Source organism: Nostoc sp. FACHB-892 (genome assembly GCF_014698795.1).
Lineage (GTDB): Bacteria > Cyanobacteriota > Cyanobacteriia > Cyanobacteriales > Nostocaceae > Nostoc.
The window spans coordinates 61,328-86,197 of sequence record NZ_JACJTR010000011.1 but is presented as its reverse complement, the minus strand read 5'-3'; the positions used below and the strand labels follow the sequence as shown (position 1 = coordinate 86,197).

Below are 24,870 nucleotides of genomic sequence, written 5' to 3'. Positions count from 1 at the left end.
GGTTGCTGTAAAGGCAGTAATAGCTCTCGACAATATTTGTTTAAACAGGATTTGCAAACTCTAGTCAATGAGTTGGGGATTGAAATTCGCATTGCCCACTATCCCCCCTACACCTTCAACCAAATACAACCCGATTGAGCATCGTCTATTTCCCCATGTTTCCCGTGCTTATCAAGGCGTGATTTTCGATTCGGTCGAGATTGTCAAAAACGAAGACGCAAACAGGTCTTATATCATGTCGAGTTAATTAATTATGATTCCAACATATGTGCAAAAACCGGAAAGTCCTTTTTCCCCCTGCTCTCTGCGGCCTTCATGATAAGCCTTTAAGCGGACATAATATTACGGTGTTTGCCACTGTTTTGGAGAAAGTATATAAAACGGGTCTTAAAATCACAGAGGATTTAAAGCAAACGATGGAAATTGTCTTTGATGATTATTTGCCGCGATGGAATTACACTGCCAAGCCAAAGATGTCATAATTTTGGATTTTATTTAATCCACATTCCTTACATAAAATTATGACAAAATGAACCACGTTTGGTGTTCGCAGAGCCTTTTGTACCCCCATTAGCAGTTTATGTGCTTGGAGAGGCAGTTGGAGTTACAGGTGCTGGGTCAGTTGGGGTTACAGGTGTTGGGTCAGTTGGGGTTACAGGTGCTGGGTCAGTTGGGGTTACAGGTGCTGGGTCAGTTGGGGTTACAGGTGCTGGGTCAGTTGGGGTTACAGGTGCTGGGTCAGTTGGGGTTACAGGTGCTGGGTCAGTTGGAGTTACAGGTGCTGGGTCAGTTGGAGTTACAGGTGCTGGGTCAGTTGGAGTTACAGGTGCTGGGTCAGTTGGAGTTACAGGTGCTGGGTCAGTTGGAGTTACAGGTGTTGGGTCAGTTGGAGTTACAGGTGCTGGGTCAGTTGGGGTGACTGGTAATTTCTCTGTTGGGATTACGGGTGTTGTCTGAATTGGGGTTATGGGTGTTGGTTCAGTTGGGGTGACTGGTAATTTCTCTGTTGGGATTACGGGTGTTGTCTGAGTTGGGGTTACAGGTGTTGTCTTAGTTGAGGTGGCTGGTGATGTGTTATTTTGTGAATTTTTATTTGTAGGATTTGGGATTACGGGTGTTGTCTGAGTTGGGGTTACAGGTGTTGTCTTAGTTGAGGTGGCTGGTGATGTGTTATTTTGTGAATTTTTATTTGTAGGATTTTTCGTTGAGGAGTTTTGAGGTGTTGTTAGGGTTTCATCACTACTAGGCGAATTTGAAGGGCTAGGAGTTAGTCGCACAAAAGAGGGGTTTTCAATTACTCCTTCGCCTTTTATCGGTGGCTGTGCTTCTAAAGCTGCAGCAGTTTCGGCTTGAACACTGGTGATTGCAGGATCAGGTGTAGGCACAGGACTTTGCCTGTTCAAATCAAGTTCCCGGACCAATTGGCTTGTTTCATAAAAATTTCTCAGATCAAAATCATATAACCTTTGAAATTTCCCTTTAATTATAATCACCATTTGTCCTGCTTCCAGGACTTGAGTTTCAGAAGCTTCTTTATTAGAAACTTCAATACCGCTATTTGTCAGCGCACCCACAATCGTGGTGTCTGTTTTTTGGTCGTAGCGTACAAATAATGCTGAACCACGAATTGCTGCTGCTGCATTTGGTGTTTGTATACGTGTTTGCCCCTTTCCTGGTGGGATGAGTAGCAACACAGTTCCATTTGAGAGTTTAAAGTCACGAGTCTTCGGTAAAAATTGAAATAACGCCTGTTCTCCAACTCGTGCCAAAGAGCCATCATTGAAACGCAAATCTGCTAGGGAAGCTCGACCAGTTGACAACCCGTCTCCAGGAGCCATTGCATCTAATTTGCGTGCAGGACGTTTCTTCAGTTTATCTTTGGGTATTAGTTGTACCATGTTGCGGAGATCCTGAATCTCTGCTCGCGTTAGAGGAGTTATGGCACTTACCCGATTTGGCCAAGGCAGTACTATAACTCCCCATAAACTAATAACTAATAGTGGAAACGATTTATAAAGCATATTTTGATAATTTTTGATGTTTCACTAATATCAAAAAAATAGAATATTTAAGCTAAGGTTAACTGTTTCAGAGGTTTTTTGAAGCAAATGTAGTTGGAATTTCAGCTTCCACATTCAATACATAAAATAGATAACAAATCAACTATATGGCTCATATTTAATTTTTGAAACAACTCAGCATATATCTATTCTTTTTTTTCCTACTTCCTGCTCCTTGACTACGCAATTATTTTCAGGGATCTAATTTGATTTATATACGTATTTAGTTTATTTAAGTTTTTATGCTGAAACTGACATTGTGTGCAATCAAGCCTGTGGCAAATTTAAAACTTAGCGTTTGATATAAACAATTAAATAAAGAGTCCCTTACATATAATCCTTTCTAATCAAATCAGCCACAGGGTCATTAGTTATGCAAGACGATATGTTGCTAGGGATTCGTTGTGGAATTACTCAATGGCTATATTTAACTAAATTTTAGGATAAATGCTATCGGGGTATTTCAGCTTTGCAAAACAATCTGAGAAAAAATCCGAAAAGCAGCAATTTTAATTTGTAGTTTCAGTATATACCTACAAAGCTAAAACAGATGTACTCAATTGTATATTCTAAATCGGAACTTCTGATGCAACTTGTGGGTCTACATTTGCCAAATGCGATCAATGCGATCTAACCAGATGCGACTCAAAAACTGGAAAAATTTGTTTTTTTGTATTTTGTTAGCATCCACTGGTGAAAGCTGGTGTTGCATTGGAGTGGATGCGACAGAATCTGCAACTACAGATATCTGGCATCCTAAAAATTTAGCAAGCACACAGGTAACTTATCGGCAGCGATGTCAGAATTTGGAGCAAGAGGCAATTAACTCTTTGTGCAAGGATTCCGGTGAGTTGCATACTTTAAACTTTCAGATGCCGTTGAATCTGACACAGCAAACACCAGAAACGGCTCAAACCCTAGGTCAAACTGAAGAACCAATTACTCAAAAGCAAAATGATTCTCCACAGCTAGAATTGCAGCCAAGTAATTTGCCCATATCTCCTTCAGACTCAAAAGAGCAACTATTAGAGGCACCTGAGATAAATTATTCCCAAAGGCTAGAGAGGCTAATACAACTGCTACGATCGCCAAAACTACCCCCTGAGTCTGATAGCGATCGCGAATTGGGGTTGCGGGTGCGGTTACGACCCCTAGAACAGCAGCTACCACCGATAGAACAACCTATAATACCTAAGTTTAAACCCATAGGTTATCTACAAGGCCGTGTAGGTTACTTCCAGACGACTAATATTTTTTCATCAAATGATAGTCCCATAGAAGATGGTTTAATTATTTCTGGACTAACACTAGCCTCTGCATATTTCCCTTTGGGACCTAAGACTTTTTTAAATGGCTCAATTGATGGCAATCTTATTCGTTATATAAATCAGTCACAATACCACTATAACCAGGTAAGATTTAACCTCAGTATTTACCAGCATATATCCCAGCGAATGTTTGGAGAAGTGAGTTGGAGCAATCAACAGTTATTTTATGCCAACAATAGCGATCGCCCGGATAACTTCAAAGCAGGCGATCGCTTGTTAAATGAGAACTCCCTGCAACTATCTCTGGGACGGCGAGATCCCTTAACTCCGAAATTAACGCTAGATAGCTTCTACGAATTGAGTGTAAATTTTGCTGACCCCCTAAGTCGTAATCGGGTAATCAATACTTTTTGGGTGTCTCTGAACTACTACTTGCAAAAGCCTCTCCAGGTTGGTATTAACTATCAGGGCAACTTCTCGGACTTTACACAGCGCGATCGAGAAGACCAATTTCATCGCCTATTCGGACACTTAAATTACCGAATATCTGATACCAGTAATTTGAATGTACAGGCTGGAAGAAGTTTAGGTAGTTCAACCGCTGAAAACATTGATTTTGATGGCTGGTTCTTCAGTATTAATTACAGTTTGCAATTAGGTCAGTTTTAAATTTGTCATTAATCATTTGTTAAAAACCCATGACTAATGACTATAAATAAGAAATCCAATCACTCCAACTGCCAGCATAAAGTTTACCCTTACTAATGCCAGCTAATTCTAAAGAAAGTAAATTTACGCAAGCAGTAACGCCAGAACCGCAATAAACCAAGATTTCTTCGGCTGTTTCTAGTTGTTCCCATCGACGGCGTTGTTCCTCTTGAGGTAGTAGGTAGCCGGAAGAGTCTGTAACTTCTTGCCAAGGATAGTTGATTGCACCAGGAATATGTCCGGCAATTCTATCAATTGGCTCTCGTTCACCTCGATAGCGATCGCTTTCTCTTGAATCTACCAATACTACCTCGTGGCTATCTTTTCGGCTTTTCACTGCTGTAATATCTACCACCTTTTCTGTTTGCACTTGAGCTACAAACGTACCCATTCGAGGTTGAGGAACGACATCCGTAACAGGGTACCCAGCTTTTTGCCATCCAGCCAAGCCTCCATCCAGTACCGCGACTTGCTCATGTCCTAGATAGCGCAAAAGCCACCATAGACGAGCTGCAAAGGCAAAGCGCGAATCATCATAAGCTACAACTAAAGTTTTTTGGTAATTCACCCCAGTGGCTGCAAATTTGTTAGCGATATCATTAGGATTAGGTAAAGGATGTCTCCCACCATGCTTACCCACTGGACTGGAAAGATCCTGATTTAAATCTAGGTAATATGACCCTTTAATATGACTTGTTTGGTACTGTTGGTGTCCTAGTTCTGGATCGGCTAAAGAAAAGCGACAATCAACAATCACGACTTGCGGATCTTCTAGATGTTCAAATAGCCAAGCTGGCGAAACAACAAATTGGGAATTGGACATGGGGCATTAGCCATTATCTAGTTTTATTTATAAAATGTCAGACTTAGAGAATTTTACACCTAAGCAAACAGCAGATGGTTCCTTCACCTTTATCTCTCAAGAGTTTGGTGAATCCTTTCACAGCCATTATGGGGCTAGGCAGGAGAGTTTTTTCAAGTTTGTGGAACCTACTCAATTGGCTACAGCCGCGCAAAAATCTGTTGTACGGCTGTTGGATGTTTGTTACGGTCTAGGATATAATACAGCTGCTGCTTTGCAGACAATTTGGGCAGTAAATCCCAACTGTTACGTTGAAGTAATTGGTTTAGAAGTGAATCCAGCGGTTCCACAAGCTGCGATCGCTCATCACTTGTTCGAGAATTGGAACTGTAACTATATTGAAATTTTCTCCCAGCTAGCTTTTGAACATCAAGTGCAAACACCTTGTCTAAAAGCAAAGCTACTAATTGGCGATGCTAGAAATACGATTGCGCTAGTACATCAGTCGGATTTCTGTGCAGATGCAATTTTCCTCGATCCCTTTTCACCACCTCAATGTCCTCAATTATGGACTGTTGAATTTATTAAACAACTATCATTCTGTTTACATTCAGATGGTTTATTAGCCACCTATTCTTGTGCTGCTGCTGTACGCACAGCACTTTTGTCTGCTGGTTTAGTAATTGGTTCTACGCCACCTGTAGGAAGGCGATCGCCTGGTACTGTGGCAGCACATTCTGGGAGTGCTGAGTTGAAAGACCACTCAGTGCGGGCTAAATACCGCGCTAACAGCAATCAGCACTTAGCGCTCACTCCCCTTTCGCAAGTCGAAAAAGAACACTTGTTAACCCGTGCTGCCATTCCTTATCGCGATCCTGGATTAAGCGATTCAATCGAAGTTATAGTGATGCGGCGACAACAGGAGCAACAAGTCTCTTCACTCGAACCCACCTCCCGTTGGCGAAAAAGGTGGCTGTTGGGAACACAAGGTAGGGATTTTATGGGAAGTAGTCTTTAATTATATCGATTACCTGTGAGGTTACTCCTAAACAAGTTGCTTAAGCCCCAAGTCTGATTAAGCTTAATTTTGTGCAGTTTCACAAAGCATTGCTATTAGGCAGCGATACCTTTCTTGCGGAACGCTACGCGAACGGTAAACTTCTCTACGAGACGCTGCGCTAACGCTAACGCAACGACAAACTAGTGCAGCACCGCGTAAATAAGCAGACTATTGAAAAGCCCTGAACATTTTATTTCATAATACTTTTGACTTTTGATTTTTGACTTCCGCCTTGCGGTACTAGTTCCTCACTCCCTAATTTCAGAGAAATTATCCATATTTTCCAAAAATTTTGATTTTGTTTTTAGATACTCAAGTAACAAATTTTTTTGATGTAAATGAAGAAGAACTATGATAGTATACAATTTTACATACTTTTTAGCAGTGTTTGGATATTACAATAATTGAGTAAGTAAAAATATGTACACTTAATGATCACCATAAATGCTTTTAAATAAAAACCCTATAGTTTGATCTAAAGCAAGCAATTTTAGACATTTATGGCACTACTGTGTAAAAAACCTCAGTAAAAAGCCTGATTTAATATTTGTGCAAATTTATCATACTGGAATTAGAAGCAAAAAAATTTGACAACAAGATATTCCTTGTTCGTAAGATAAAAGATACACGCTGCGAAAAACTTAGTTCGGCAGCTTGACATCATGCATAATCCCTATTAAAACTCTGGCTCAGATACAGTTGAATATTAAATTTGTTTTTGAAATCTGACGCTGTTAACTTGTGCAAAAACTTGGAGTGCCTTTGTGATTCAATGGAAATCCAACCATACAGGCTTTACAGAACAAATTGTTAGTGGGTCAAACCCCATTAGCACAGTGAAGAGTATCGGTTCAAATCGTGCTGTAGGGTCGCAAAATGATGTAGAGGCTTATTCTTTAGGCTTATCTAAAGAAAACCTTATGGTTAAAGATAACCAAGCAGTGTCTTCTTGGATAAAAGTTGATGTTAATTGTGGTGATGATTCATTGGTTTCTAGAACACTACAAGCCGAAGGTTCTAAAGTGAATGGGTTTGATTTAGATCCGCCGAAGGTTTTAGTAGTTGACGATCATGCCGCCAGTCGCATAACTGCTGTTGCGCTGTTGGGGGTGGAAGGATACGAAGTGATTGAGGCGGATAGTGGTTCCAGTGTTATAGGATTGGTAACTCAAAAACAACCAGATTTGATTTTGCTGGATGTGATGATGCCAGGGATGGATGGATTTCAAGTGTGCCAATTGCTCAAGCAGGATGAGCAGACTAGGCTAATCCCAGTGATTTTTATAACGGCCTTAAATGACAGGCGATCGCGTATTCGAGGAATTGAAGTTGGAGCAGATGATTTTCTCACCAAACCCTTTGATCGTGTGGAGCTGGCGGCACGTGTAAAGTCCTTAGTGCGGCAGAAGCGTCTGAACGAAGATTTAGACCATGCCGAACAAGTACTATTTTCCATTGCCATGTCGATTGAAAGTCGCGATCCCAATACAGGCAACCATTGTGAACGCTTGGTAAAACTGGGACAAGTTTTTGGTGAATACCTCAACCTCTCACGCTACCAAATTCGAGATCTGAGGTGGGGTGGTTATCTCCACGATATTGGTAAGGTGGGTATTCCCGATGCAGTGCTACTAAAAAAAGGTAAACTCACCCCCGAAGATTGGAAAATCATGCAGCAGCATGTTTTGATTGGAGAAAAAATTTGCCAGCCACTACGGAGTATGCGGGGTGTAATTCCCATTATTCGCCATCACCACGAACGCTGGGATGGCTCAGGTTACCCAGATGGACTCAAGGAGGATGAGATTCCTTACTTGGCGCAAATATTCCAGCTAATTGATATTTATGATGCTCTGACTAGCGAACGACCTTACAAAAGAGCTTTTACTTCAGCAGAAGCACTTTCAGTGATGCAAGAAGAAGCTGATTCCGGTTGGCGTAATCCCAAATTAATGCAGCAGTTTGCGGAGTTTATTGTATATTTCACTCTTCTATGATTAGCTGGTAGAGATTTGAGCCTACATTTTCAAAGTACCAACAGCATTAATCATAATTTCACTGATAGCTGATAGCTAATTATGGTAGTTGTAGCAATTCTAGCGGCGGGACGCGGCACACGGATGAAATCACGCTTACCCAAGGTTTTACATTCTTTGGGTGGGCGATCGCTAGTCGAGAGAGTTCTCGAAAGTGTAGAACCCCTTTCCCCCTCACGGCGAATCGTGATTGTAGGGTATCAGTCCGAGGAAGTGCAAGCCGCCATGCATTCAATTCCCAGCTTGGAGTTTGTCGAACAGACTGTGCAACTAGGGACAGGTCATGCCATCCAGCAATTACTTCCTCACTTGGAAGATTACACAGGTGATTTGCTAGTACTTAACGGTGATTTACCGTTGATACGTAGTGAAACTCTTCAGCAGATGTTACAAACTCACACCCGAAATAAAAACGCCGCCACTATTCTCACCTCCCACCTACCCGATCCCACGGGCTACGGGCGAGTCTTTTGTAACGATGAAAACATTGTGCAGCAAATGGTCGAACACAAAGATTGTACTGCTGCTCAAAGAGAAAATCACCGGATTAACGCTGGAGTTTACTGCTTCCGTTGGCCAGATTTGGCAAAGGTGCTTCCCCACCTACAAGCAAACAATGCTCAAAAAGAATACTATCTCACTGATGCTGTAACTCAGGTAGGAAAAGTTATGGCAGTGGATGTGGAAGATTACCAAGAAATTCTCGGCATTAACGATCGCCTGCAACTAGCCACAGCCTACGAAATTTTGCAAAAACGAGTCAAGGAAAAATGGATGCTGGCGGGTGTCACTCTCATCGACCCCACCAGCATTACCATTGATGAAACTGTAGAATTACAGCCGGATGTAATTATTGAACCCCAAACTCATCTGCGGGGAAATACAGTGATTCAAACAGGAAGTCACATTGGGCCGGGAAGTTTAATTGAAAATAGCCAGTTGGCTGAAAATGTCACGGTGCAATATTCAGTGGTAATAAATAGTACTGTGCAGGCGGGAAGCCGAATTGGTCCTTATACTCATTTGCGCGGTCAGGTACAAGTGGGTGCTGGTTGCCGTGTGGGGAATTTTGTGGAATTGAAAAATACGCAATTAGGCGATCGCACAAATGCTGCACATTTGTCATATATAGGTGATACCGTTGTCGGCAATCAGGTGAATATTGGTGCTGGTACAATTACTGCCAATTATGACGGTGTGAAGAAACATCGTACAAAAATAGGCGATCGTACGAAAACTGGTGCCAATAGCGTTTTAGTAGCTCCACTCACCTTGGGTGATGATGTCTATATCGCAGCTGGTTCCACTGTTACCGAAGATGTGTCTGATGATTCTTTGGTAATTGCCCGTAGTCGTCAGGTGGTAAAACCAGCTTGGCGAAGGAAAAGTGTTGAAAATGAAACCACAGATCAACACAAAATGTAATACATCTATTAATTTACCGCAGAAGGTAATAATTATTTGATTTGGTTTGCAGTTCATCAGTCAAGCGACCTCTAAAAGATCACGAAACTCTGTCGTAGTTAAGATGACTATGGCAGAGTTTTTTCTAGATTTCGAGTTATGAAGCCCAAGAATTAGCTGCAATGGTTGAGCAGCAAGAAACTTTAGCCGAAACGCTGAAATGAATTCAACAATAGCCAATTAATTCACTATCATTCCATTCCAAAGTATCACCAACTTTTTCGCCGTCGTGGTAGGCGGCGAGTAAGATTTCGCTGGTTTTTCCCCAAGCGATCGCTCCACTACAATCTAAAGCGATCGCTCCCAAATCCCGTTTGTTCTGGTGGGCTTCTCCAAAAGAGCGCTGCATCGCCTCCTTCAGGGACATCCCATCAGTGACACGTACTACAATTCGGGGAGCAAGACACTCATCGATGATATCTTCGCCAATGCCAGTACAGCTAACACCAGCATTATTAGTAGCATAATTACCTGCTGGCATCGCAGAATCACTTACCCTACCAATTCGCTCAAAGCCCTTACCACCAGTAGAAGTGCCAGCAGCGAGCCTACCAGATGCATCTAAAGCTACCACCCCGATGGTGCCACGTCCAGCATTGCTGGTTTCTACTAGTTCGGGTTCTGCTACTACGCCAGCCATTGCGCTTTTAAAATTATCTTGGCGCTCTTGTATCCACTCTTGTAACCGCAAATCAGTTAAAGCGTTATAGCTGGGAATTTGCATTTCCCGCGCCAATTCAGCCGAGCCAAAATCTGATAGCACTCGGTCTGGGGAGTTTTGTAAAAATTGTGCCAACTCAATGGGATTTTTCACCCGCGAGATATTAATTACACCACTAAACCGCCCTAATGCGCCATCCATCAGAGAAGCACTCATGCGGATTTGCCCATCAGATTGCAGTACTGAACCAGTACCAGCATTAAAGCGGGGGTTATCTTCGAGCATGTGGCAACCATGCACCACCGCCTCAGAGGCAGTTGCTCCGCATAATAGTAGAGAATAGACTTCTTCTATTACTGTATGGAGCGATCGGCGCACCGCCTCCAATCCGCCTTTACCGTGGAGAGAACTACCAGCCCCCCCATGAATAATTAATTTAGGTTGCACGTGTAACTCCATTAATCTCTTGCGCTATTTGCGTCTGTGTTGCGGTTAATTTCATTAGGGACTAGGGATTAGGGATTGGGTATTGGAAAGAATTCATTCCCCAGTCCCTTTAAGTTTTCGCTTCAGAACGGCGACGACGACAACGTTCTGAGCAGTATTTCACATCGTCCCAACAATCTTGCCACTTTTTACGCCATGTGAAAGGACGTTGACATACCGGACAGATTTTTGTCGGTAGGTCAGATTTAGAACGGATGCGTCCCATATAAATGCTATGTATATGAGAATTTTATTTCTGAGAGAGATGGAAAATAATTATAACCAGTTTGCTAGGAAGGGAGGAAACTTTCGCTTAACAAATATATTGTCAATCTATCTCTAGAATTATTTTTTACCTCTCTCTTACAGAGCTTATACACAAGCAACGGAAAAACGAACCACGTTTGCGTAGTGTCTCGCAGAGAACGAAGAAGTAAAGAAGAGAAAAACCTACTAGTTCTTTAGTATCTTGATAAATGGAATTTATTTTTTCTTCAATTTCATTTCTAGCTTGTTGAATTACAAAAGCTTGAAGCATAGAGACATAAAAATTCAGTTTCTTGAATCTGTTGAGCATAAGAAAATAATTGTCCGCCGTTGTTTTGAATATCTTTTCAAGCTTTCTCAAACTCTTTACCAGCAGTTTTGCACTCAATGATCAACATTGGTTTCCCTTGTTGATTTTTTACTAAAATATCTGCACGACCTCCACTAGCACCATGCCCAACTTTCCATTTTGGTTCAAGTTCTATATGTTCAGGTTTATATCCCTTTGCTAACAGTCGATCCACGCACTTAAAAACCACAAAATTTTCATTTTGAGAGAAGTTACAAGTCTGACGCTCATTAATAATTAATCCATGATCTTCAGGATAAATTAATTGTTTTTTATTAAAATCTACCTTGAGCATACCTTCAGGATGCAAAAAGTGCTTTGATAATACATCTCTATTTTGCTCAAAACCTAGCGATAGTAAAAAAGATTTAAAATTGTCTTGAGTAATCATTTACTGCTTGTTTACGCCGATCTACCCATCATATATGAAATGTATGAACATTTATGCCGCCCTTCTTAAGTAGCTATTTGAGGTTTTATCTACCAAATTGCCACAGCAAGATGACACCCAAGCCGAACAGATTGACTAGGAAAACTACTAACCCTCTGAAAAATGGAATTAGTGCCAAAACTGTTAGGATAGCTAAACCTATCAAAAATTGCTGTTGTAACAACCGATCGCCATTACTAAATAGGCGTGTCCAACGCTCGATAGACAGCTTGAAATTGTCGAATTTATAGATGAAGTTCACGATCGTGCCAGACAAAGTAGACTTAGAGAAAACAAAACAAGAAGTTGAGGCAATGATTTTAGGCATTGAATAAGCTGACCGTTGTGGCAAAGTTTTGCGAACTCTAAACTTTGTAATTGAGATAACACTTTGCTTTGTGGATAAGGTTTGATAAACTAAATCTTATTTTCAGACGCTTTTTTGAAAAATAATACTAAGAATCATTACCAACTAACGGTAAAAGTAAACGGCTAACTACTCGATTATCTGGTAACTGATAGAAATTCAACTCTCCTCCTAGTTCCTGCATGAGGTTTTGGCAGATTAGCAGATGTAAACCTGGCGGTTGATCGAGGTTGCAGGAAGCAAGCACATCTTTGGATGTATTATCATGTAGCTCTGTTAATAGCTGTGGTTCGATCGCACCGTTGTATGTAATCGACAGTTCTAGCGATGTCTGATGATCAGCCCCTAACTTTGCAGAAGAATGCTTTGCATCTGAGGGTTTTGACGGATCTAAACGACGACACCAAATATCAATCCTGCCGCCGCTTTGAGAAGAGTTACAGGCATTGATTAATAATTCATGGATAACTAACTCAATTTTGACAATATCACCAGCGATCGCCATTGCGGATTGAGCGTTGGAGGTAGGAATACCTCTGGCGAGTGAAGAGTTCTTTGGCGATTGCTCTTCAATCTGTTGCCCTAAACCATGTACACCAATCCACAACTTTTGTTGTTTGAGTAAATTTTCGATGCGTTCGAGCGATCGCTTTAGTAAACTGGCTATGGGCATAGTTTCCCAACTCAGATGTAGCTGCCAATGCTCAAGTTTGAGCATTCCACTCATAGAGGCAGCTGTATGGTCTAGTTGCCGCAGCAATAGTTGGTAGCGCATCTGAGTGAGTTCATTAGCAGGAATACCCAAATCATGTATTTGTTTAAGGGATAGCGCCGTTATTCTTTGAATTTCCTCTAAACGACGATGTTTGTACCAATTGAGTTGTCGTAATTCTTCTGTTGTAGACTCTAGAAGTCGGGTAATTTGCTTTTCACGACGCCACCAGGCTAATTGAGAAATTAGAGTTGTTGTTGCACTGAGGCTTTGTTCTGACCAACGACGCTCTTGATAGTCTGCTAACAACACTACACCTGTAGTTTCATAATCAGCATTGGTACGTAATGCCATTACTAAAATTTGACCTTTATCTGGAACACTCAACCATTTTCGAGTTTCGGGGGGTAAATTATCTACCTTCAAAGTTAGGTAACTCTCCGTAGCAAGTGCCCACTGAATTAAAGCTTCAGTCTTGATAGGAATAGATGCATCAGAAAAAATCCCAAATTGACTATTTTCAACCACTCCAGGGATAATTTCTGCCCAACTTTCACCAAGCGGCCAAGATAGCATTACTGCTAGAGGACAGCCTGAAATTGATGCTATTTGTTCGAGTGCTGTACGTTCTAAATGCTTTTTTTCAACTTCGATTTTGCTGTTCTGAGATTGTGTCAGGATGCGTAGGCATTGCTCAAATGCCTGGGAAGATTTTTGCTGCTGGGTGGTGCGGTTATGTAATTGCCACTGACGAACAATTACACCAATCTGTTGACTTACGGCCCAGAGCAATTCCTTTTCCACAGTTGTCCAAGAACGATGGGTTTCGTGAGTGATGACCAAAAGCGCTCCTGGTATATGACCATGAGTGCATTTACAAACAAGTAGCGATCGCACCCCGCTTTCTAACAACAAGGAACGCCAGCTAAAAAAGCGTAAATCTTCATCTAAGTTCTCAATTTCTACCGCTTGAGTTGAACGTTGCAAAAGCTGTTCATCTAATTCTTTGAGAGTATTAAGAGCAAATGCCAACGGCCGGCGATTATGAGGCTGACTTTGGTAAATAATTTGATAATTATTCTGCTCAGAATCATACTGCAACAGCAGAAAGCGGGTGGCAGCTAGCCGAGCTAAAACTTTTTTAGCACAGCTGTGTAAAGTTTCCTGAAGGTCATGTTCGCTATAGATACCTTGAGCAACTTGGCCAGTCAGTTGGGCATCCTCTTGAATCTGTTTGATAGTGCTTTCCATGCTTTCATTGGGTGCAACTAGCGAGATTAAGCCAGCAGCACCTTGGACAAAATTTTTGTCTGCCTCCGCCCAGATTCGAGGTTCATTGCTTTCCACCGCCAGAAAACCGAGCAAGTTCTTTTGCCAGATTATCGGAGCCGCCAAGAGCGATCGCACCTTCAGCCGTTGCAGTAATTTTGCCGTAAAATGGCTTTTTAAAGAACTGCGTGCATCACCAATTGAGACAATTTGGTTAACTGTCAAAGCATAATAAAAATCGCTCAACTCCTGTACCGTCATTCCCGCCGCTTGCTGGCTGCTAGAATTGCGATCTATTTTCACAAGCTGATTGCTCATCCGACACCAAAAGTAGCGCCCCTCCCGCTCAAACCAGTAAACATTTGTCCGGTTAGGGGAGACAAATTTATGAGTTGCTTGCACGGCCGCTTCTAGTCTTTGATTCAGGTTAGTGAGGGTACGCAAATTTTCTAGCAACTCTAATAATGGTTCGTCGGTTCGCTTGGTTTGCTTATGCTGCAAATCCATCTCATTTTGATAAAGCACTGCCCCCAATTCGCCTAAAACCATCATCAAACGTGCTTTTGCTTCCCCTGGAAGTAGGTAGCCCCAACGTTCTGAACCCAGTAATAACAAACCTAAGCAACGATCTTTATAGCGGATTGGTAAAATAATCGTTCCTTTAATATGGAATTTTTCTGCCATTTTTCGCCATTCGGCGGCGCGGATTTCAGTTTGCAAATCGGCTACGCCCAAGGGATGCTGTTCAATCACCACTTGCTCTAATAAATCCCCAGGACTGAGAACAACCCTTTGGCATAAAAAGCTCGTGTCATGATCAGGTGTGGTGCCCCCTTTACCGAATAAGATGTGATTCAGGCGATCGTAAAGAGCAATCCAAATCAGCTTGTAGTCAAACTGTTCTTTAAGATAAGAAATAGTGGTTTCAATCAGAACGTCAACATCTTCTTCTTCTCTGAGGCTCTGGAGGACGCGCCCCAATGAGAGGATCTGCTGTTCGGCGGCTATAGGTTTTTGCGGCTGCCCCATCTGATTTATTGGTTTACATAACTTGTAATATATAAGATGCCCAGAAAAGCACCCTAAGTAATAAGCGATCGCGCATTTTCCCTAGACGATACTCTTAAATCAGTAAATAGTAAACATTTATAACTTTATAAAAGCTTTATTTTAAGTAAAGACACTGTAAAAAAGCTGCAACCCTGCTATATAGTTTAAATATATTTAATTTCATAAAAAATAAATCATACATGATGTTGATATTATGTTGATTTGGTAAAAAGCTCAATTAGCGATTGATACTAAGTATTTTTAGCAGTAATATATCTGTGCTGTCCGACGATGTACGTCAGGACGGACTAAATTTGAGCTTTTTTGGAGAGCAAATGAGTTTTACTTTCATTTCAAATCCTAATTCTCTCAAACTTGGGCTAACAGGGATATTAGGATCAGTTGCTTTATTGTTAAGTGGAACAACTTCGGCGCACGCTGTCAATATTACAGCAACCCTGACAGCAGATAATCACTATGGCCTTTACTACGGTCAAGAAGATGGTAGTGGGTTGACATTTGTTGGTAGAAACGAGAAGGGTGAAGCTGGCGATCCTGGTCAATATAACTGGTCTTTGCCTGAAACCTTCAATTTCAACGCCAATAACGGGGACTACTTGTACGTCCTAGCTTGGGATGATGGCTTCCCACAAAGCTGGATAGGCGAGTTCAAATTGCCTAGTGGCGTTTCACTCTTATCAAATACTAGCGATTGGATATACACAATTGGTAGTGGTGCAAATCCAGGTGTGTTTGGTGATGTTCCTTTATTAACAACTGTCGCTAGCGAAATAGGTAACGCAACTTGGAGTATTCCACAAGCGTCGGCTCCTCAAGGAACTTCTCCTTGGTTTACCATTCCAGGTATATCTTCGCAAGCAAACTTTATATGGCATGACTCGCTGGGCGATGACTCTAGTAGCGATCGCAATTATGCCATCTTCAGAACGAAAGTAGCGCTTACCTCTGTTCCTGAACCCAGTACTCTTAGTGCCATAGCAGTTGCTGGTGTCATGGGATGGATGATCAAGCGCAAGCAAAAAGCCTCCCAAGCAGAATAAATTCGTCGTTGTTACACAGCTAAAAAAATGTTTTATCCCTGTTTTGTCACTCTCGGTAAACAAGAATGGAAGCCAAATTCCAAGCTATAAAGGTTTGAAGCTTTATTTTCTAACATCAACTAAAAACTATAAACAGAAACTGGAAACTAAAGCCCCTTAACCTTTGGGCTATTACATTCTCCCAAAGTTACAAAACAAGGATATCTCATACATAGTAATATTCCAATACCCTTACCCCTAAGTGAGGGTATTTTTTATGCAACTATGCCTAAGTGGGTAATTTTCTTGAAAAGCTAATGGATATTTATAAATTTGCCATTCGTCCGCTTTTGTTCAATGTGGTAAAAGCCGATTCAGAGTGGTTACACCAGCAGACGATTCGCAGTTTTAGCTGGCTATCGCAAACCCCTGTTAGTTGGGCAAACCAACGCTTACAAAAATCTTTATGTTTGTATGATTCACGTCTAGAACAAAATTTGTTTGGGCTAAACTTCCCAAATCCGGTAGGGTTGGCAGCTGGCTTCGATAAGGATGGAGTAGCTGCTAACATTTGGTCTAACCTGGGTTTTGGCTTTGCAGAATTAGGAACTGTAACTTTTCACGCACAACCAGGAAATCCGCCTCCTCGTTTGTTTCGCTTGCCGTTAGACAAAGCTGCTCTCAATCGGATGGGCTTTAATAATCGCGGTGCAGCAGCAATGGCGGCACTTTTAACACAGGAAAAGCAGAAGTCAACCCAGTCAATACCCATAGGGATAAATTTGGGTAAATCGAAGGTAACTCCTCTAGAAGCAGCCGCACAAGATTATCTCGATAGTTTTTGCTTACTTAAGGATTTGGGAGACTATTTTGTTGTTAATGTATCCTCGCCAAATACACCGGGATTGCGATCGCTCCAAGATGCTTCTATGCTCAGTGCCATCTTGAATTTATTACAACAAGAAAATACCGCACAAAAACCAATTTTTGTCAAGATAGCGCCAGATTTATCATGGGAAGCGATCGCTGACATTATAACTCTTGCTAAAACCTACCAATTGGCGGGAATTATCGCCACTAACACCACCATCAGCCGTGATGGACTCAAAACCCAGGTGATTGACCAAACAGGCAAATCACCCCAGGAAGAAGCTGGCGGAATTAGTGGTGAACCATTGCGCGATCGCTCCACTAAGGTAATTCGTTTTATTTGGCAGCAAACCCAAGGACAAATCCCGATTATTGGCGTTGGTGGCATCTTTTCTGCTGAAGATGCTTGGGAAAAAATTACTGCTGGTGCTAGCTTGATCCAGGTTTATACAGGCTGGATTTACGAAGGCCCATTGATGGTACGCCAAATTCTAGCAGGTTTGCTTTCCAAGCTAGAACAAAGCGGCTTAAATTCCATCAACGAAGCTGTGGGTTTACAAACAAAAATTCCAAAATTCTAATTACGAATTACGAATTACGAATTGTTTTACCCTTCTTCTTCCACTGGAAAAAACTCCTTAGTTTTTTCTGAGTATGTCCAGGCAATACCATCAGGATCTTTGCTGCGACTCCACTCAGGAAACTCTGGGTCGTTTCGTCGTTTATAAACCGTGCTGGAATAGACATTTAGCCGTTTGGCAAGTTCAGATTGAATCAGAGAGCCAAAAATTAACTGTTTTTCCAGCGATTGTTTAGCTGACTCATGGGTTGGCTGTGGTGGTGATTCGGTTTCTGGTTCCTCCTCCTGTGGGGTTGCTGGTGGTGGTGCTAAGAGCGATCGCGCAGTTTTAGTAACTGGTTGAGTAGGAAGTTCTTTAACAGGCTCACTACTATCAAGAATATTACCGAGAATGCTGGCAGTTATAAAGTAATAAGACTGCCCAGCATCTTCGGAGTTCACTATACTAGCGCCAAATTCCGAGGCTTTACTATCCAAGTAGCGTTTTGCCGTCGTTCCAGGAAAATTGCCCCTCATTGCCAAGTCCATTGGCGTAAGTCTGCCTTGATTTTCCCGAACCAACTGATGAAAAATTGGGTTAACTCGATGAGTCCACTGTTGCCATTGATATTCCTGCCAAAGCTTGAAGCCAATTACCAGAACAATTAGTGCCAGTAAAAATCTCCAAGTGGTAACTAGGAAAATAATCAAGAACGAGATGGGCAAAAGTAGAACGAGAAAAGCCTTGCCGTTATCTTCTATGGGTTTCTCACTCATGCCGATTTTTGCCAAGTGAATTTTGGGAAATAATACTATCTATATTGGCAAAAATTAGGACACTTTTTTGTATCTTTTGGCAAAGTTGCCGGCAAAACCTTTCCATCGTAGCTGTTATGACCTTTTGCATCTGCAACTAATATAAGATTGGTCTGCGATGCCTACGGCGGTAAACGACGTGCAAACTTTTTTACCAGAGAAAATTAGAGGGTTCTTGACTCAACCAAGAACTGTATAAAATAAATTGCCAACTCCTTGACAACCTATAATACACGTACTACATTAATAATACAAGTCAACTTTAGTTGATATGTGATGGGTAGTTCAATGGTTAGAGCGCCTAAACATCCTTATTCAGCCCTTGCCTGAAAAGGCCAACGAATTGAGGGTTATCGCAGCAGGCTTCTCGCCTGCCAAGCAGGAGGTCGCGGGTTCGATTCCCGCTCCACTACACCAAATTGAGTACTAAATGCTGAGTAGAAACTCAAGAGTGAGAAGTTTTAGATATTTAACTACTAACTCTTGACTTTTAACTTTTTATGTGGCGGGTAGCTCAGAGGTAGAGCGCTAAACATCCTTATTCACCCCTTGCCTGAAAAGGTCGACGAATTAGGGTTATCGAATCGGGTTCGAGAGGTCGCGGGTTCAAATCCCGCTCCGCTACACCAAAACAATTTTAGATTCAATCCAAAATCCAAAATTTTCATGTGGCAGGTAGCTCAGTTTGGATAGAGCGCTGAAAAACATCCTTGTTCACACCTTGCCTGAAAAGGCCGACGAATTAGGGTTATCGCCTGTTAAGCCGGATGTCGCAGGTTCAAATCCTGCTCTGCCACCTTTCATTTTGCCCACAAGGGCCGGGAGATGAAACGATGAATTACAATTTTTTTACTAACAAGAAGACTACAACACCACAAAATCAGCCTATCCCCGGTCGGGAAGCCGAAATGGTTCAGGGACGTTCCGGCGGCTTTATGTTTGATGCTGGCATTTGGAAGATGCTGCGTCGCTGTCTTTTGGTTGGCACAGCAAAAAGCACTTACTACGCTGGTAAACAGGAATTAACTGAAGATTTTGTGGCAGTTGTCAGACAAGCTGTTGCTGAAAATCCCGGTCGTGTAGCGGAAGAAATTTTGTATGCTAGTGATGGACGCGCCATCAATAACAGTGCGCCTATCTTAGCTTTGGTGTTGCTGTCGATGGGTGAAGCGCCAGAAGCAAAACAAGCGTTTGGTGAAATCTTCCCGAAAGTTGTGCGCACTGGTAGTCACTTCTACGAATGGTTGAACTACACCAAATCTTTGCGGGGATTTGGCAAGGTGGTACGGGAAGCTGGTAAAACTTGGCTCTCAAGGGAAGATGTCAAGGGTTTAGCTTATCAACTGTTGAAATATCAACAGCGTCAAGGCTTTTCCCACCGAGATGCATTGCGGTTGTTCCATGTCAAACCGCCTACAGAAAATCACCGTCAACTATTTGAGTGGGTAGTTAGAGGCTGGGAAGAATTGCCAGCAGATATTCCCTCAGAGGCGTTGGCGCAGATTTGGTGGTATGAGTGGCTGAAGCGGAATCCCACCCAAACCCATGAAGCTATTTCCCTAGGACGCTTAACCCACGAAATGGCTGCACCAGTGGGCAAAATGGACAAGCTTGCTTGGCAGTTGCTATTTCAGGAAATGCCAATAGGTGCAATGTTGCGTAACTTGGGTTCTTTAACTGAACTGGGTGTCTTGCAAGCTGATGAAAACACTAATTTGCAGCAAGTGGAAGCAGTTCTTAATCGCAGAGAACATCTGCGTAAAGGTCGTATCCATCCGATTGATGTTTTGAAAGCACTAAAAACTTATGAATCTGGTGGGACATTAGGACGCAGTAAAAAGACTTGGAACCCAGTTCCTCGAATTGTGGACATTTTAGAAAAGGCGGTTGAACTATCTTTTGATGTTGTGCAACCCACAGGTAAGGTGTTCATGCACGCCGTAGATGTTTCTGGTTCTATGGGTAACTTGGTTGCAGATATGGGCCTAACTTGTTGTGAAATTGCCACCACAATGGCACTAGTGACAGCAAAAGCAGAGAAAAACTACATGATTCGCGGCTTTGCTACCGAATTCCGTGAATTAGATATTACCGCCAAAGATAGCTTTAGTTCTGCGGTTCGCAAAGCAAGCAACCAAAACTTCGGTGGAACAGATGCATCTGTAGCTTACGACTGGATGATCAAGAATAACTTTAAAGCAGATGTTGTCTGCTTTTGGACTGACTCGGAAAGCTGGGCTGGGTATAAGCATCCAAGTCAAGCGTTGAAGAAGTACCGGAAAAAGGTAAATCCTGAAGTTAAGGCGGTGTATGTCACCTTGACACCTTACCAGATTACTTTGGTAGATCCTGAAGATTCGCTGTCTTGGGATTTGGCAGGGTTCGATCCAGGTACGCCTCGGATCATCCAGATGCTTGCTACGGGTGAATTGTAGATATTGCTGAAGGGTAAAGGATGAAAACCTTTATCCTTCCTACTTCATGGCGGGTTATCCTTGTTCGCAACTTGCCTTTCGAGGCCGAAGAATTTAAGGTTATCGGTTACATCTCCACCATTGTGGGGATTAGCGGGTTCAACCCCCGCACCATGCAAAGAAGAAGGCGATTTAATTTTTGAATGGTCGTTTTTCTATTTCAGCGATGGGTAAGAGTAGGGTGTCTTCGATGTGCGATCGTATTTTGGAACTAATAGTTTTAGCTTTATCAGCATTATTTAGGCAATTAACCAAAAGCTTATTAGCATAGTAATAATTCTTCAATAATTTATAATTTCGAGAATTAATAAATTCCCAATTATGTCCTATGTTGCGATGCTGAATTATTATATTTCTTAATTTTTCTATAAAATCTTCACCATTTTCTTTCCACCAGTTATCATACTCTGTTATTTCATCAGTTTCACTATTATCACTTTCATAATTGCCTGTAATATCCCACTGAGGTAATCTATGTCCAAGTTGTATTAATTCTTTATTCAATTGGGAGTTAGAGGTACAGTTTTGAGAAATAGCAATAGTATCTATAGGAGCAGCAGCAGAGGTAACTCTAATTTTATTGATAAGATTTAAGTCAAGTGCCAATTCTGTAGAATTAGTAAGATTAAGAGAATCAATATAATTGGAAGCTCCTGTAATATCTATTGAAAATTCTTCATCTATGTCACAGACTAGAGTAAAGTCTATATTACTAGTTAAACTCTTTTTAGAGTTATAAATCATATCTAAAGCAAGAGAAAAATAAAAAGTTCGAGCAGTTACTAACTTATATTTTACTGCGACTGAATTTGATTTTTCCTCTAACCATAATAACAACTCTTGTAACTCATCTTCTCCCTCACTACTAATAAAATTATCAATTACCCTCTTTAAAAAAAGTATTTGTTCAGAATTCCAGGTCATATTAGTAGCTATTGAAAAGACTTCACGCCAGCGTTCATCTGAAACATTCAACAGTAAACTATGCACTTTAATATCACAATTATCAATCAAGTTTTTGAACTTTGTTGCTGTAAAATACTCTTGAAATGTTAAATGAGAGAAAGAATAAAGCTCTTGCGCTCTTTCTACCAACAAGCCATGTTGAGCCTCAATAGATTCTAGAACTACTCTACTATTATTTTTTAATGTAGCTGTATCATTTGAGATAAAACTTAAAGTAAAAATGTATTTATAAATTTCTTCCTGAATTTCATATTTTGTAAAAAAATAACGATTTTTTTCAAACGTATTAGTTGCTACTTGTGTCAAAAGTTCTATTTTATGTTCTAGAGATAGTTGTCGATAAACATCATCCCGTTTAATTCCTCTCGCTTCATCCCATTTTATTAATAAAGCTTCTATTCCCCGTTTGTATAAAGTTGCTCTATTAGAAGGAAATTGTGTTTTTTGTTGAAAAGCTAAACATAGTAAAGTTAGCAAAATTGGTGTTACGGCTATATCTTTTAATTGTTGATTTTCTGGGCAATTTAGCTGTTCTATAAACTGATAGGCTTTAAAAATTCCATCTTCTTCAGATTTATTGTCAACTGCCATAAACCAATTTTTAGCAAAAACCTTAATTTGCTCGAATGTAAAATCTGCTACTTCAATATCTTTAAAGCTAAAAAATTTATATTTTTGAGCAGCAATTCTACAAGTAATAATAATTTTATTCTTAAAGAAAACATTACAAAAACTATTAATACATTGTATTGCCTGATTACTACTTTCTTGCGATACCTCATCTAATCCATCAAGCAGAATAAGCAATCTGCCATATTCTAAGAGGTTATCTACTAATGCAGCTTCGGTAATACCACAAATTTCAAACTCTTTACGGATATAGTTTAATAAATCGTATTGTCCTATTTTTCTGGAATCATCAGCAAATTGTTTTATTCCAATAAAAATAGGAACTCTGTCAGCTTCTAATGTACCTTGATTACATTGGACTGCTATATGTTTCAAAAAAGTACTTTTACCCGCGCCTGGTTTACCTAGTACCATTAAATTCTGATATTTTTCTACAGCAAAAACTCCTGCAACTCTTTCTTGAGTAACTTTCCCTAAGCCCAAGCGATCAAATTCATGTGTCTGTGGGTTATAAACTTGAGGTATATCCGTAAAGTCCAACCATTGGTAACTGGGCGGATTATCTAGTATATTCACATCTACATAAAGCTCATCTATTTCAAGAGACTTTGAGAGATATAATACATTGAGCTTCCCACAAAAATATGTAATTCTTTGAGAGTATTGTAACCGTATCTGCGGTACTAATAAAACTAGTGTTTTTACAAAATATATATCTGTAAGGTTTTTCCAATCAATATTTAATACTAAGCATATTTTAATAAATTTTGACTTTTCTATTGGGATTTTATCAAAAAACTGTTTAATATAAAAAATATTTAAGTTTGTATCTCTTGCTAAAAACTCTTGTCTATCTTGTAAGGTAATATCTTTTTCAAGAAATCTTAATTTATCATCATCTTTAGCATTGAGTTTTTCTTTTTTCGACTTTTTATTTAATTCTAATAATTCAGCTTTGCGAATTTGTCTTTCATTTATTAATGATGGAATCTTTTCAAGAGCATCTTCTAGTTGTTTGATAGTTTCTGGAAACGGTGTAATCTGCAACAATGTTGCCTTTTGCAATATAGCAAATACTTCATCTTGTAGCTTAACGCCTGCGTCAGAATTATTAAATATCGTTTTCTCTTCAGTGATATTTTCAGATTGTGGGAATTCTAAACTAGCTTGATTTAATAACTCAGGCTTGTACTTGGCAAACAGAGTAATCAATTCGGGAAGCTTTGAACGGCGTTGATCTTGAAATTCATTCGTTAAGCCAAATGCCTCGCAAATCTCCTGACGATGTTTTCTAACCGTTGTTGGTTCGATATTCAGAGATTTTGCGATCGCTTGATCTTTTTCGTTCGCTAACAATTTCAGTAATACTTCCTTTCGTCTATCACTTAGCTGATTAAATACTTGATTGAAGTGTTGTTTATTCATATTCTTCAGAACATCCAAACCATAGTACACATCTGTGTACTCTATCTATTTACAAAGACTCACAGTATGTGTATTACTTGTGTACTAGGCTAACGCAAAAGTTGATGTAGTAATTCACTACTCGCAACTTATAAAATCTACTTACATCAACGGACGATGCTACTATCAAGGCAATGGTAGTGTTCTTCTTCCTGCTGTCACCACAGTTTTAAAAGCGACACAGCCACCAAAGTCTGTAGCCGCCCTTTCCCATTGGCGTAATAAAGTTGGCGATGCAGAAGCAAATCGAATCGCTGCTAACAGCCGTCGCCGAGGAAATGCCTTGCACCAGTTGATTAAAGAACACTTGCAAGGTTACTCACCCAAACCTGACAGCAGCCTGATTCAGCCTTACTGGGATAGCGTTCAATCTGTGCTAAACCAACTTAGCGATGTTCAACTGGTTGAACAAGCCGTGCCTAACTATAAGGAACTTTACGCCGGGAAATTTGATTTGGTTGCTCGTTATCAAGGTGTTCCGCATTTAATTGAATGGACTACAGCCGAAGAACCAAAACTGAGAATTGATAAGCTTTATGACAAGCCTTTACAACTAGCTGCTTATGGTGGTGCGATAAATCGGTATTATAGCGATCGCCTCTTTAACTGCAAAATTAACCATGCTCTTATCGTTGTAGTGTTGCCAGGTGAGGAAGCAGAGATTTTTGAATTTGACCGTGCAAGGCTAATTCATGTCTGGCATCAATGGCTTAATCGGCTGAATTTCTTCTTCAGTGCAGTTGCTGCGTAAAAGTGCGATCGCATACCCACCCAACAGAAGCGATGTATACTACGGGCTACGCCTACGCAAACATCTACCTCTTGTAGAATAGACAAAATGCTTGTTTGGTAACATAATGTAATATAACTTAGCAATAATCGAGCGATGTCTACGGCGGGCTGCGCCTATGCTGTTCTTTTTGGATGTAATTACGATTAATGCCGCTATGTGCTACATATCAGCCTGGTTTAATCTCAAATTGTCCACCCAAAGGCAGTAGATGAAGTTTTGTTTGAATAACTATAAGGGATGAAATAGCTCTGCTTTCCAAAAAGTGAAAA

General features: G+C 40.8%; 18 protein-coding genes and 2 tRNA genes. 11 read left to right on the top strand and 9 right to left on the bottom strand.

Going from position 1 to position 24,870, the window contains the following annotated elements; all coding sequences use genetic code 11:
- The first annotated feature begins 67 nt into the window (after positions 1 to 67).
- A complete protein-coding gene (locus H6G96_RS40755; protein ID WP_242063298.1) occupies positions 68 to 247 on the top strand; it encodes a hypothetical protein in 180 nt (59 codons plus the stop codon).
- Positions 248 to 578: 331 nt separating this feature from the next.
- On the opposite strand, the gene H6G96_RS16600 is transcribed toward H6G96_RS40755, so the two are convergent.
- A complete protein-coding gene (locus H6G96_RS16600) occupies positions 579 to 2,021 on the bottom strand; it encodes a FecR family protein (RefSeq protein WP_190912483.1) in 1,443 nt (480 codons plus the stop codon).
- A gap of 677 nt (positions 2,022 to 2,698) precedes the next feature.
- Between H6G96_RS16600 and H6G96_RS16595 the strand changes: the two genes are divergently transcribed.
- Positions 2,699 to 3,997 carry a hypothetical protein gene (locus H6G96_RS16595; RefSeq protein ID WP_190912584.1) on the top strand — a complete coding sequence of 433 codons (1,299 nt, stop codon included), beginning with the start codon at positions 2,699 to 2,701 and terminating at the stop codon, positions 3,995 to 3,997.
- Between the two features lie 40 nt (positions 3,998 to 4,037).
- Here H6G96_RS16595 and H6G96_RS16590 read toward each other — a convergent pair whose 3' ends face one another.
- Positions 4,038 to 4,859 carry a sulfurtransferase gene (locus tag H6G96_RS16590; protein WP_190912482.1) on the bottom strand — a complete coding sequence of 274 codons (822 nt, stop codon included), beginning with the start codon at positions 4,857 to 4,859 and terminating at the stop codon, positions 4,038 to 4,040.
- 34 nt (positions 4,860 to 4,893) lie between these two features.
- Between H6G96_RS16590 and H6G96_RS16585 the strand changes: the two genes are divergently transcribed.
- The 3 genes from H6G96_RS16585 (at position 4,894) to glmU (ending at position 9,359) form a co-directional block, all read left to right on the top strand.
- A complete protein-coding gene (locus H6G96_RS16585) occupies positions 4,894 to 5,856 on the top strand; it encodes an MnmC family methyltransferase (RefSeq protein ID WP_190912481.1) in 963 nt (320 codons plus the stop codon).
- An 806-nt stretch (positions 5,857 to 6,662) separates the two neighbouring features.
- Complete coding sequence (locus H6G96_RS16580; RefSeq protein ID WP_190912480.1) at positions 6,663 to 7,895, top strand: HD domain-containing phosphohydrolase; 1,233 nt, start codon at positions 6,663 to 6,665, stop codon at positions 7,893 to 7,895.
- An 81-nt stretch (positions 7,896 to 7,976) separates the two neighbouring features.
- Positions 7,977 to 9,359 (top strand): bifunctional UDP-N-acetylglucosamine diphosphorylase/glucosamine-1-phosphate N-acetyltransferase GlmU, encoded by a 1,383-nt coding sequence (glmU, locus tag H6G96_RS16575; protein ID WP_190912479.1) that lies wholly within the window; start codon positions 7,977 to 7,979, stop codon positions 9,357 to 9,359.
- A 205-nt stretch (positions 9,360 to 9,564) separates the two neighbouring features.
- Here glmU and H6G96_RS16570 read toward each other — a convergent pair whose 3' ends face one another.
- The 5 genes from H6G96_RS16570 to H6G96_RS16550 all read right to left on the bottom strand — a co-directional run bounded on the left by H6G96_RS16570 (position 9,565) and on the right by H6G96_RS16550 (position 14,968).
- Positions 9,565 to 10,518, bottom strand: coding sequence for an isoaspartyl peptidase/L-asparaginase (locus tag H6G96_RS16570; RefSeq protein WP_190912478.1), 954 nt, complete (start codon positions 10,516 to 10,518; stop codon positions 9,565 to 9,567).
- A gap of 97 nt (positions 10,519 to 10,615) precedes the next feature.
- A complete protein-coding gene (locus tag H6G96_RS16565) occupies positions 10,616 to 10,771 on the bottom strand; it encodes a DUF2256 domain-containing protein (protein ID WP_190912477.1) in 156 nt (51 codons plus the stop codon).
- A gap of 388 nt (positions 10,772 to 11,159) precedes the next feature.
- A complete protein-coding gene (locus tag H6G96_RS16560) occupies positions 11,160 to 11,552 on the bottom strand; it encodes a type I restriction enzyme HsdR N-terminal domain-containing protein (RefSeq protein WP_199339566.1) in 393 nt (130 codons plus the stop codon).
- Between the two features lie 85 nt (positions 11,553 to 11,637).
- Positions 11,638 to 11,919 carry a hypothetical protein gene (locus tag H6G96_RS16555; protein ID WP_190912591.1) on the bottom strand — a complete coding sequence of 94 codons (282 nt, stop codon included), beginning with the start codon at positions 11,917 to 11,919 and terminating at the stop codon, positions 11,638 to 11,640.
- Between the two features lie 127 nt (positions 11,920 to 12,046).
- A complete protein-coding gene (locus H6G96_RS16550; RefSeq protein WP_190912476.1) occupies positions 12,047 to 14,968 on the bottom strand; it encodes a GAF domain-containing protein in 2,922 nt (973 codons plus the stop codon).
- A 299-nt stretch (positions 14,969 to 15,267) separates the two neighbouring features.
- Here H6G96_RS16550 and H6G96_RS16545 point away from each other — a divergent pair, with 299 nt between their 5' ends.
- The gene (locus H6G96_RS16545; protein ID WP_190912475.1) at positions 15,268 to 16,050 is read left to right on the top strand and encodes a PEP-CTERM sorting domain-containing protein; all 783 of its coding nucleotides are present in this window, start codon (positions 15,268 to 15,270) and stop codon (positions 16,048 to 16,050) included.
- Positions 16,051 to 16,346: 296 nt separating this feature from the next.
- A complete protein-coding gene (locus H6G96_RS16540; RefSeq protein WP_190912474.1) occupies positions 16,347 to 17,480 on the top strand; it encodes a quinone-dependent dihydroorotate dehydrogenase in 1,134 nt (377 codons plus the stop codon).
- A 26-nt stretch (positions 17,481 to 17,506) separates the two neighbouring features.
- Here H6G96_RS16540 and H6G96_RS16535 read toward each other — a convergent pair whose 3' ends face one another.
- Positions 17,507 to 18,235 (bottom strand): hypothetical protein, encoded by a 729-nt coding sequence (locus H6G96_RS16535; protein ID WP_190912473.1) that lies wholly within the window; start codon positions 18,233 to 18,235, stop codon positions 17,507 to 17,509.
- 541 nt (positions 18,236 to 18,776) lie between these two features.
- On the opposite strand from H6G96_RS16535, the gene H6G96_RS16530 reads away from it, so the two are divergent.
- The 3 genes from H6G96_RS16530 (at position 18,777) to H6G96_RS16520 (ending at position 20,709) form a co-directional block, all read left to right on the top strand.
- Positions 18,777 to 18,903: transfer RNA gene (locus H6G96_RS16530), tRNA-OTHER, on the top strand.
- Between the two features lie 40 nt (positions 18,904 to 18,943).
- A tRNA-OTHER gene (locus H6G96_RS16525) sits at positions 18,944 to 19,071 on the top strand.
- 36 nt (positions 19,072 to 19,107) lie between these two features.
- Positions 19,108 to 20,709 carry a TROVE domain-containing protein gene (locus tag H6G96_RS16520; RefSeq protein WP_190912472.1) on the top strand — a complete coding sequence of 534 codons (1,602 nt, stop codon included), beginning with the start codon at positions 19,108 to 19,110 and terminating at the stop codon, positions 20,707 to 20,709.
- A 171-nt stretch (positions 20,710 to 20,880) separates the two neighbouring features.
- Here the strand turns inward: H6G96_RS16520 and H6G96_RS16515 are convergent, their stop codons facing one another.
- Positions 20,881 to 23,769: an NACHT domain-containing protein gene (locus H6G96_RS16515; protein WP_190912471.1), complete on the bottom strand. Its 2,889-nt coding sequence runs from the start codon at positions 23,767 to 23,769 to the stop codon at positions 20,881 to 20,883.
- A gap of 322 nt (positions 23,770 to 24,091) precedes the next feature.
- Here H6G96_RS16515 and H6G96_RS16510 point away from each other — a divergent pair, with 322 nt between their 5' ends.
- Positions 24,092 to 24,559, top strand: coding sequence for a hypothetical protein (locus H6G96_RS16510; protein ID WP_190912470.1), 468 nt, complete (start codon positions 24,092 to 24,094; stop codon positions 24,557 to 24,559).
- Positions 24,560 to 24,870 lie beyond the last annotated feature (311 nt).

What these genes read in the sequence shown, in the direction of transcription:
- H6G96_RS40755 (WP_242063298.1), top strand. Translation starts at nt 68, where the DNA reads ATGAGTTGGGGATTGAAATTCGCATTGCCCACTATCCCCCCTACACCT.
- H6G96_RS16600 (WP_190912483.1), bottom strand. Translation starts at nt 2,021, where the DNA reads ATGCTTTATAAATCGTTTCCACTATTAGTTATTAGTTTATGGGGAGTT.
- H6G96_RS16595 (WP_190912584.1), top strand. Translation starts at nt 2,699, where the DNA reads ATGCGACTCAAAAACTGGAAAAATTTGTTTTTTTGTATTTTGTTAGCA.
- H6G96_RS16590 (WP_190912482.1), bottom strand. Translation starts at nt 4,859, where the DNA reads ATGTCCAATTCCCAATTTGTTGTTTCGCCAGCTTGGCTATTTGAACAT.
- H6G96_RS16585 (WP_190912481.1), top strand. Translation starts at nt 4,894, where the DNA reads ATGTCAGACTTAGAGAATTTTACACCTAAGCAAACAGCAGATGGTTCC.
- glmU (WP_190912479.1), top strand. Translation starts at nt 7,977, where the DNA reads ATGGTAGTTGTAGCAATTCTAGCGGCGGGACGCGGCACACGGATGAAA.
- H6G96_RS16570 (WP_190912478.1), bottom strand. Translation starts at nt 10,518, where the DNA reads ATGGAGTTACACGTGCAACCTAAATTAATTATTCATGGGGGGGCTGGT.
- H6G96_RS16565 (WP_190912477.1), bottom strand. Translation starts at nt 10,771, where the DNA reads ATGGGACGCATCCGTTCTAAATCTGACCTACCGACAAAAATCTGTCCG.
- H6G96_RS16560 (WP_199339566.1), bottom strand. Translation starts at nt 11,552, where the DNA reads ATGATTACTCAAGACAATTTTAAATCTTTTTTACTATCGCTAGGTTTT.
- H6G96_RS16555 (WP_190912591.1), bottom strand. Translation starts at nt 11,919, where the DNA reads ATGCCTAAAATCATTGCCTCAACTTCTTGTTTTGTTTTCTCTAAGTCT.
- H6G96_RS16550 (WP_190912476.1), bottom strand. Translation starts at nt 14,968, where the DNA reads ATGGGGCAGCCGCAAAAACCTATAGCCGCCGAACAGCAGATCCTCTCA.
- H6G96_RS16540 (WP_190912474.1), top strand. Translation starts at nt 16,347, where the DNA reads ATGGATATTTATAAATTTGCCATTCGTCCGCTTTTGTTCAATGTGGTA.
- H6G96_RS16535 (WP_190912473.1), bottom strand. Translation starts at nt 18,235, where the DNA reads ATGAGTGAGAAACCCATAGAAGATAACGGCAAGGCTTTTCTCGTTCTA.
- H6G96_RS16520 (WP_190912472.1), top strand. Translation starts at nt 19,108, where the DNA reads ATGAATTACAATTTTTTTACTAACAAGAAGACTACAACACCACAAAAT.
- H6G96_RS16515 (WP_190912471.1), bottom strand. Translation starts at nt 23,769, where the DNA reads ATGAATAAACAACACTTCAATCAAGTATTTAATCAGCTAAGTGATAGA.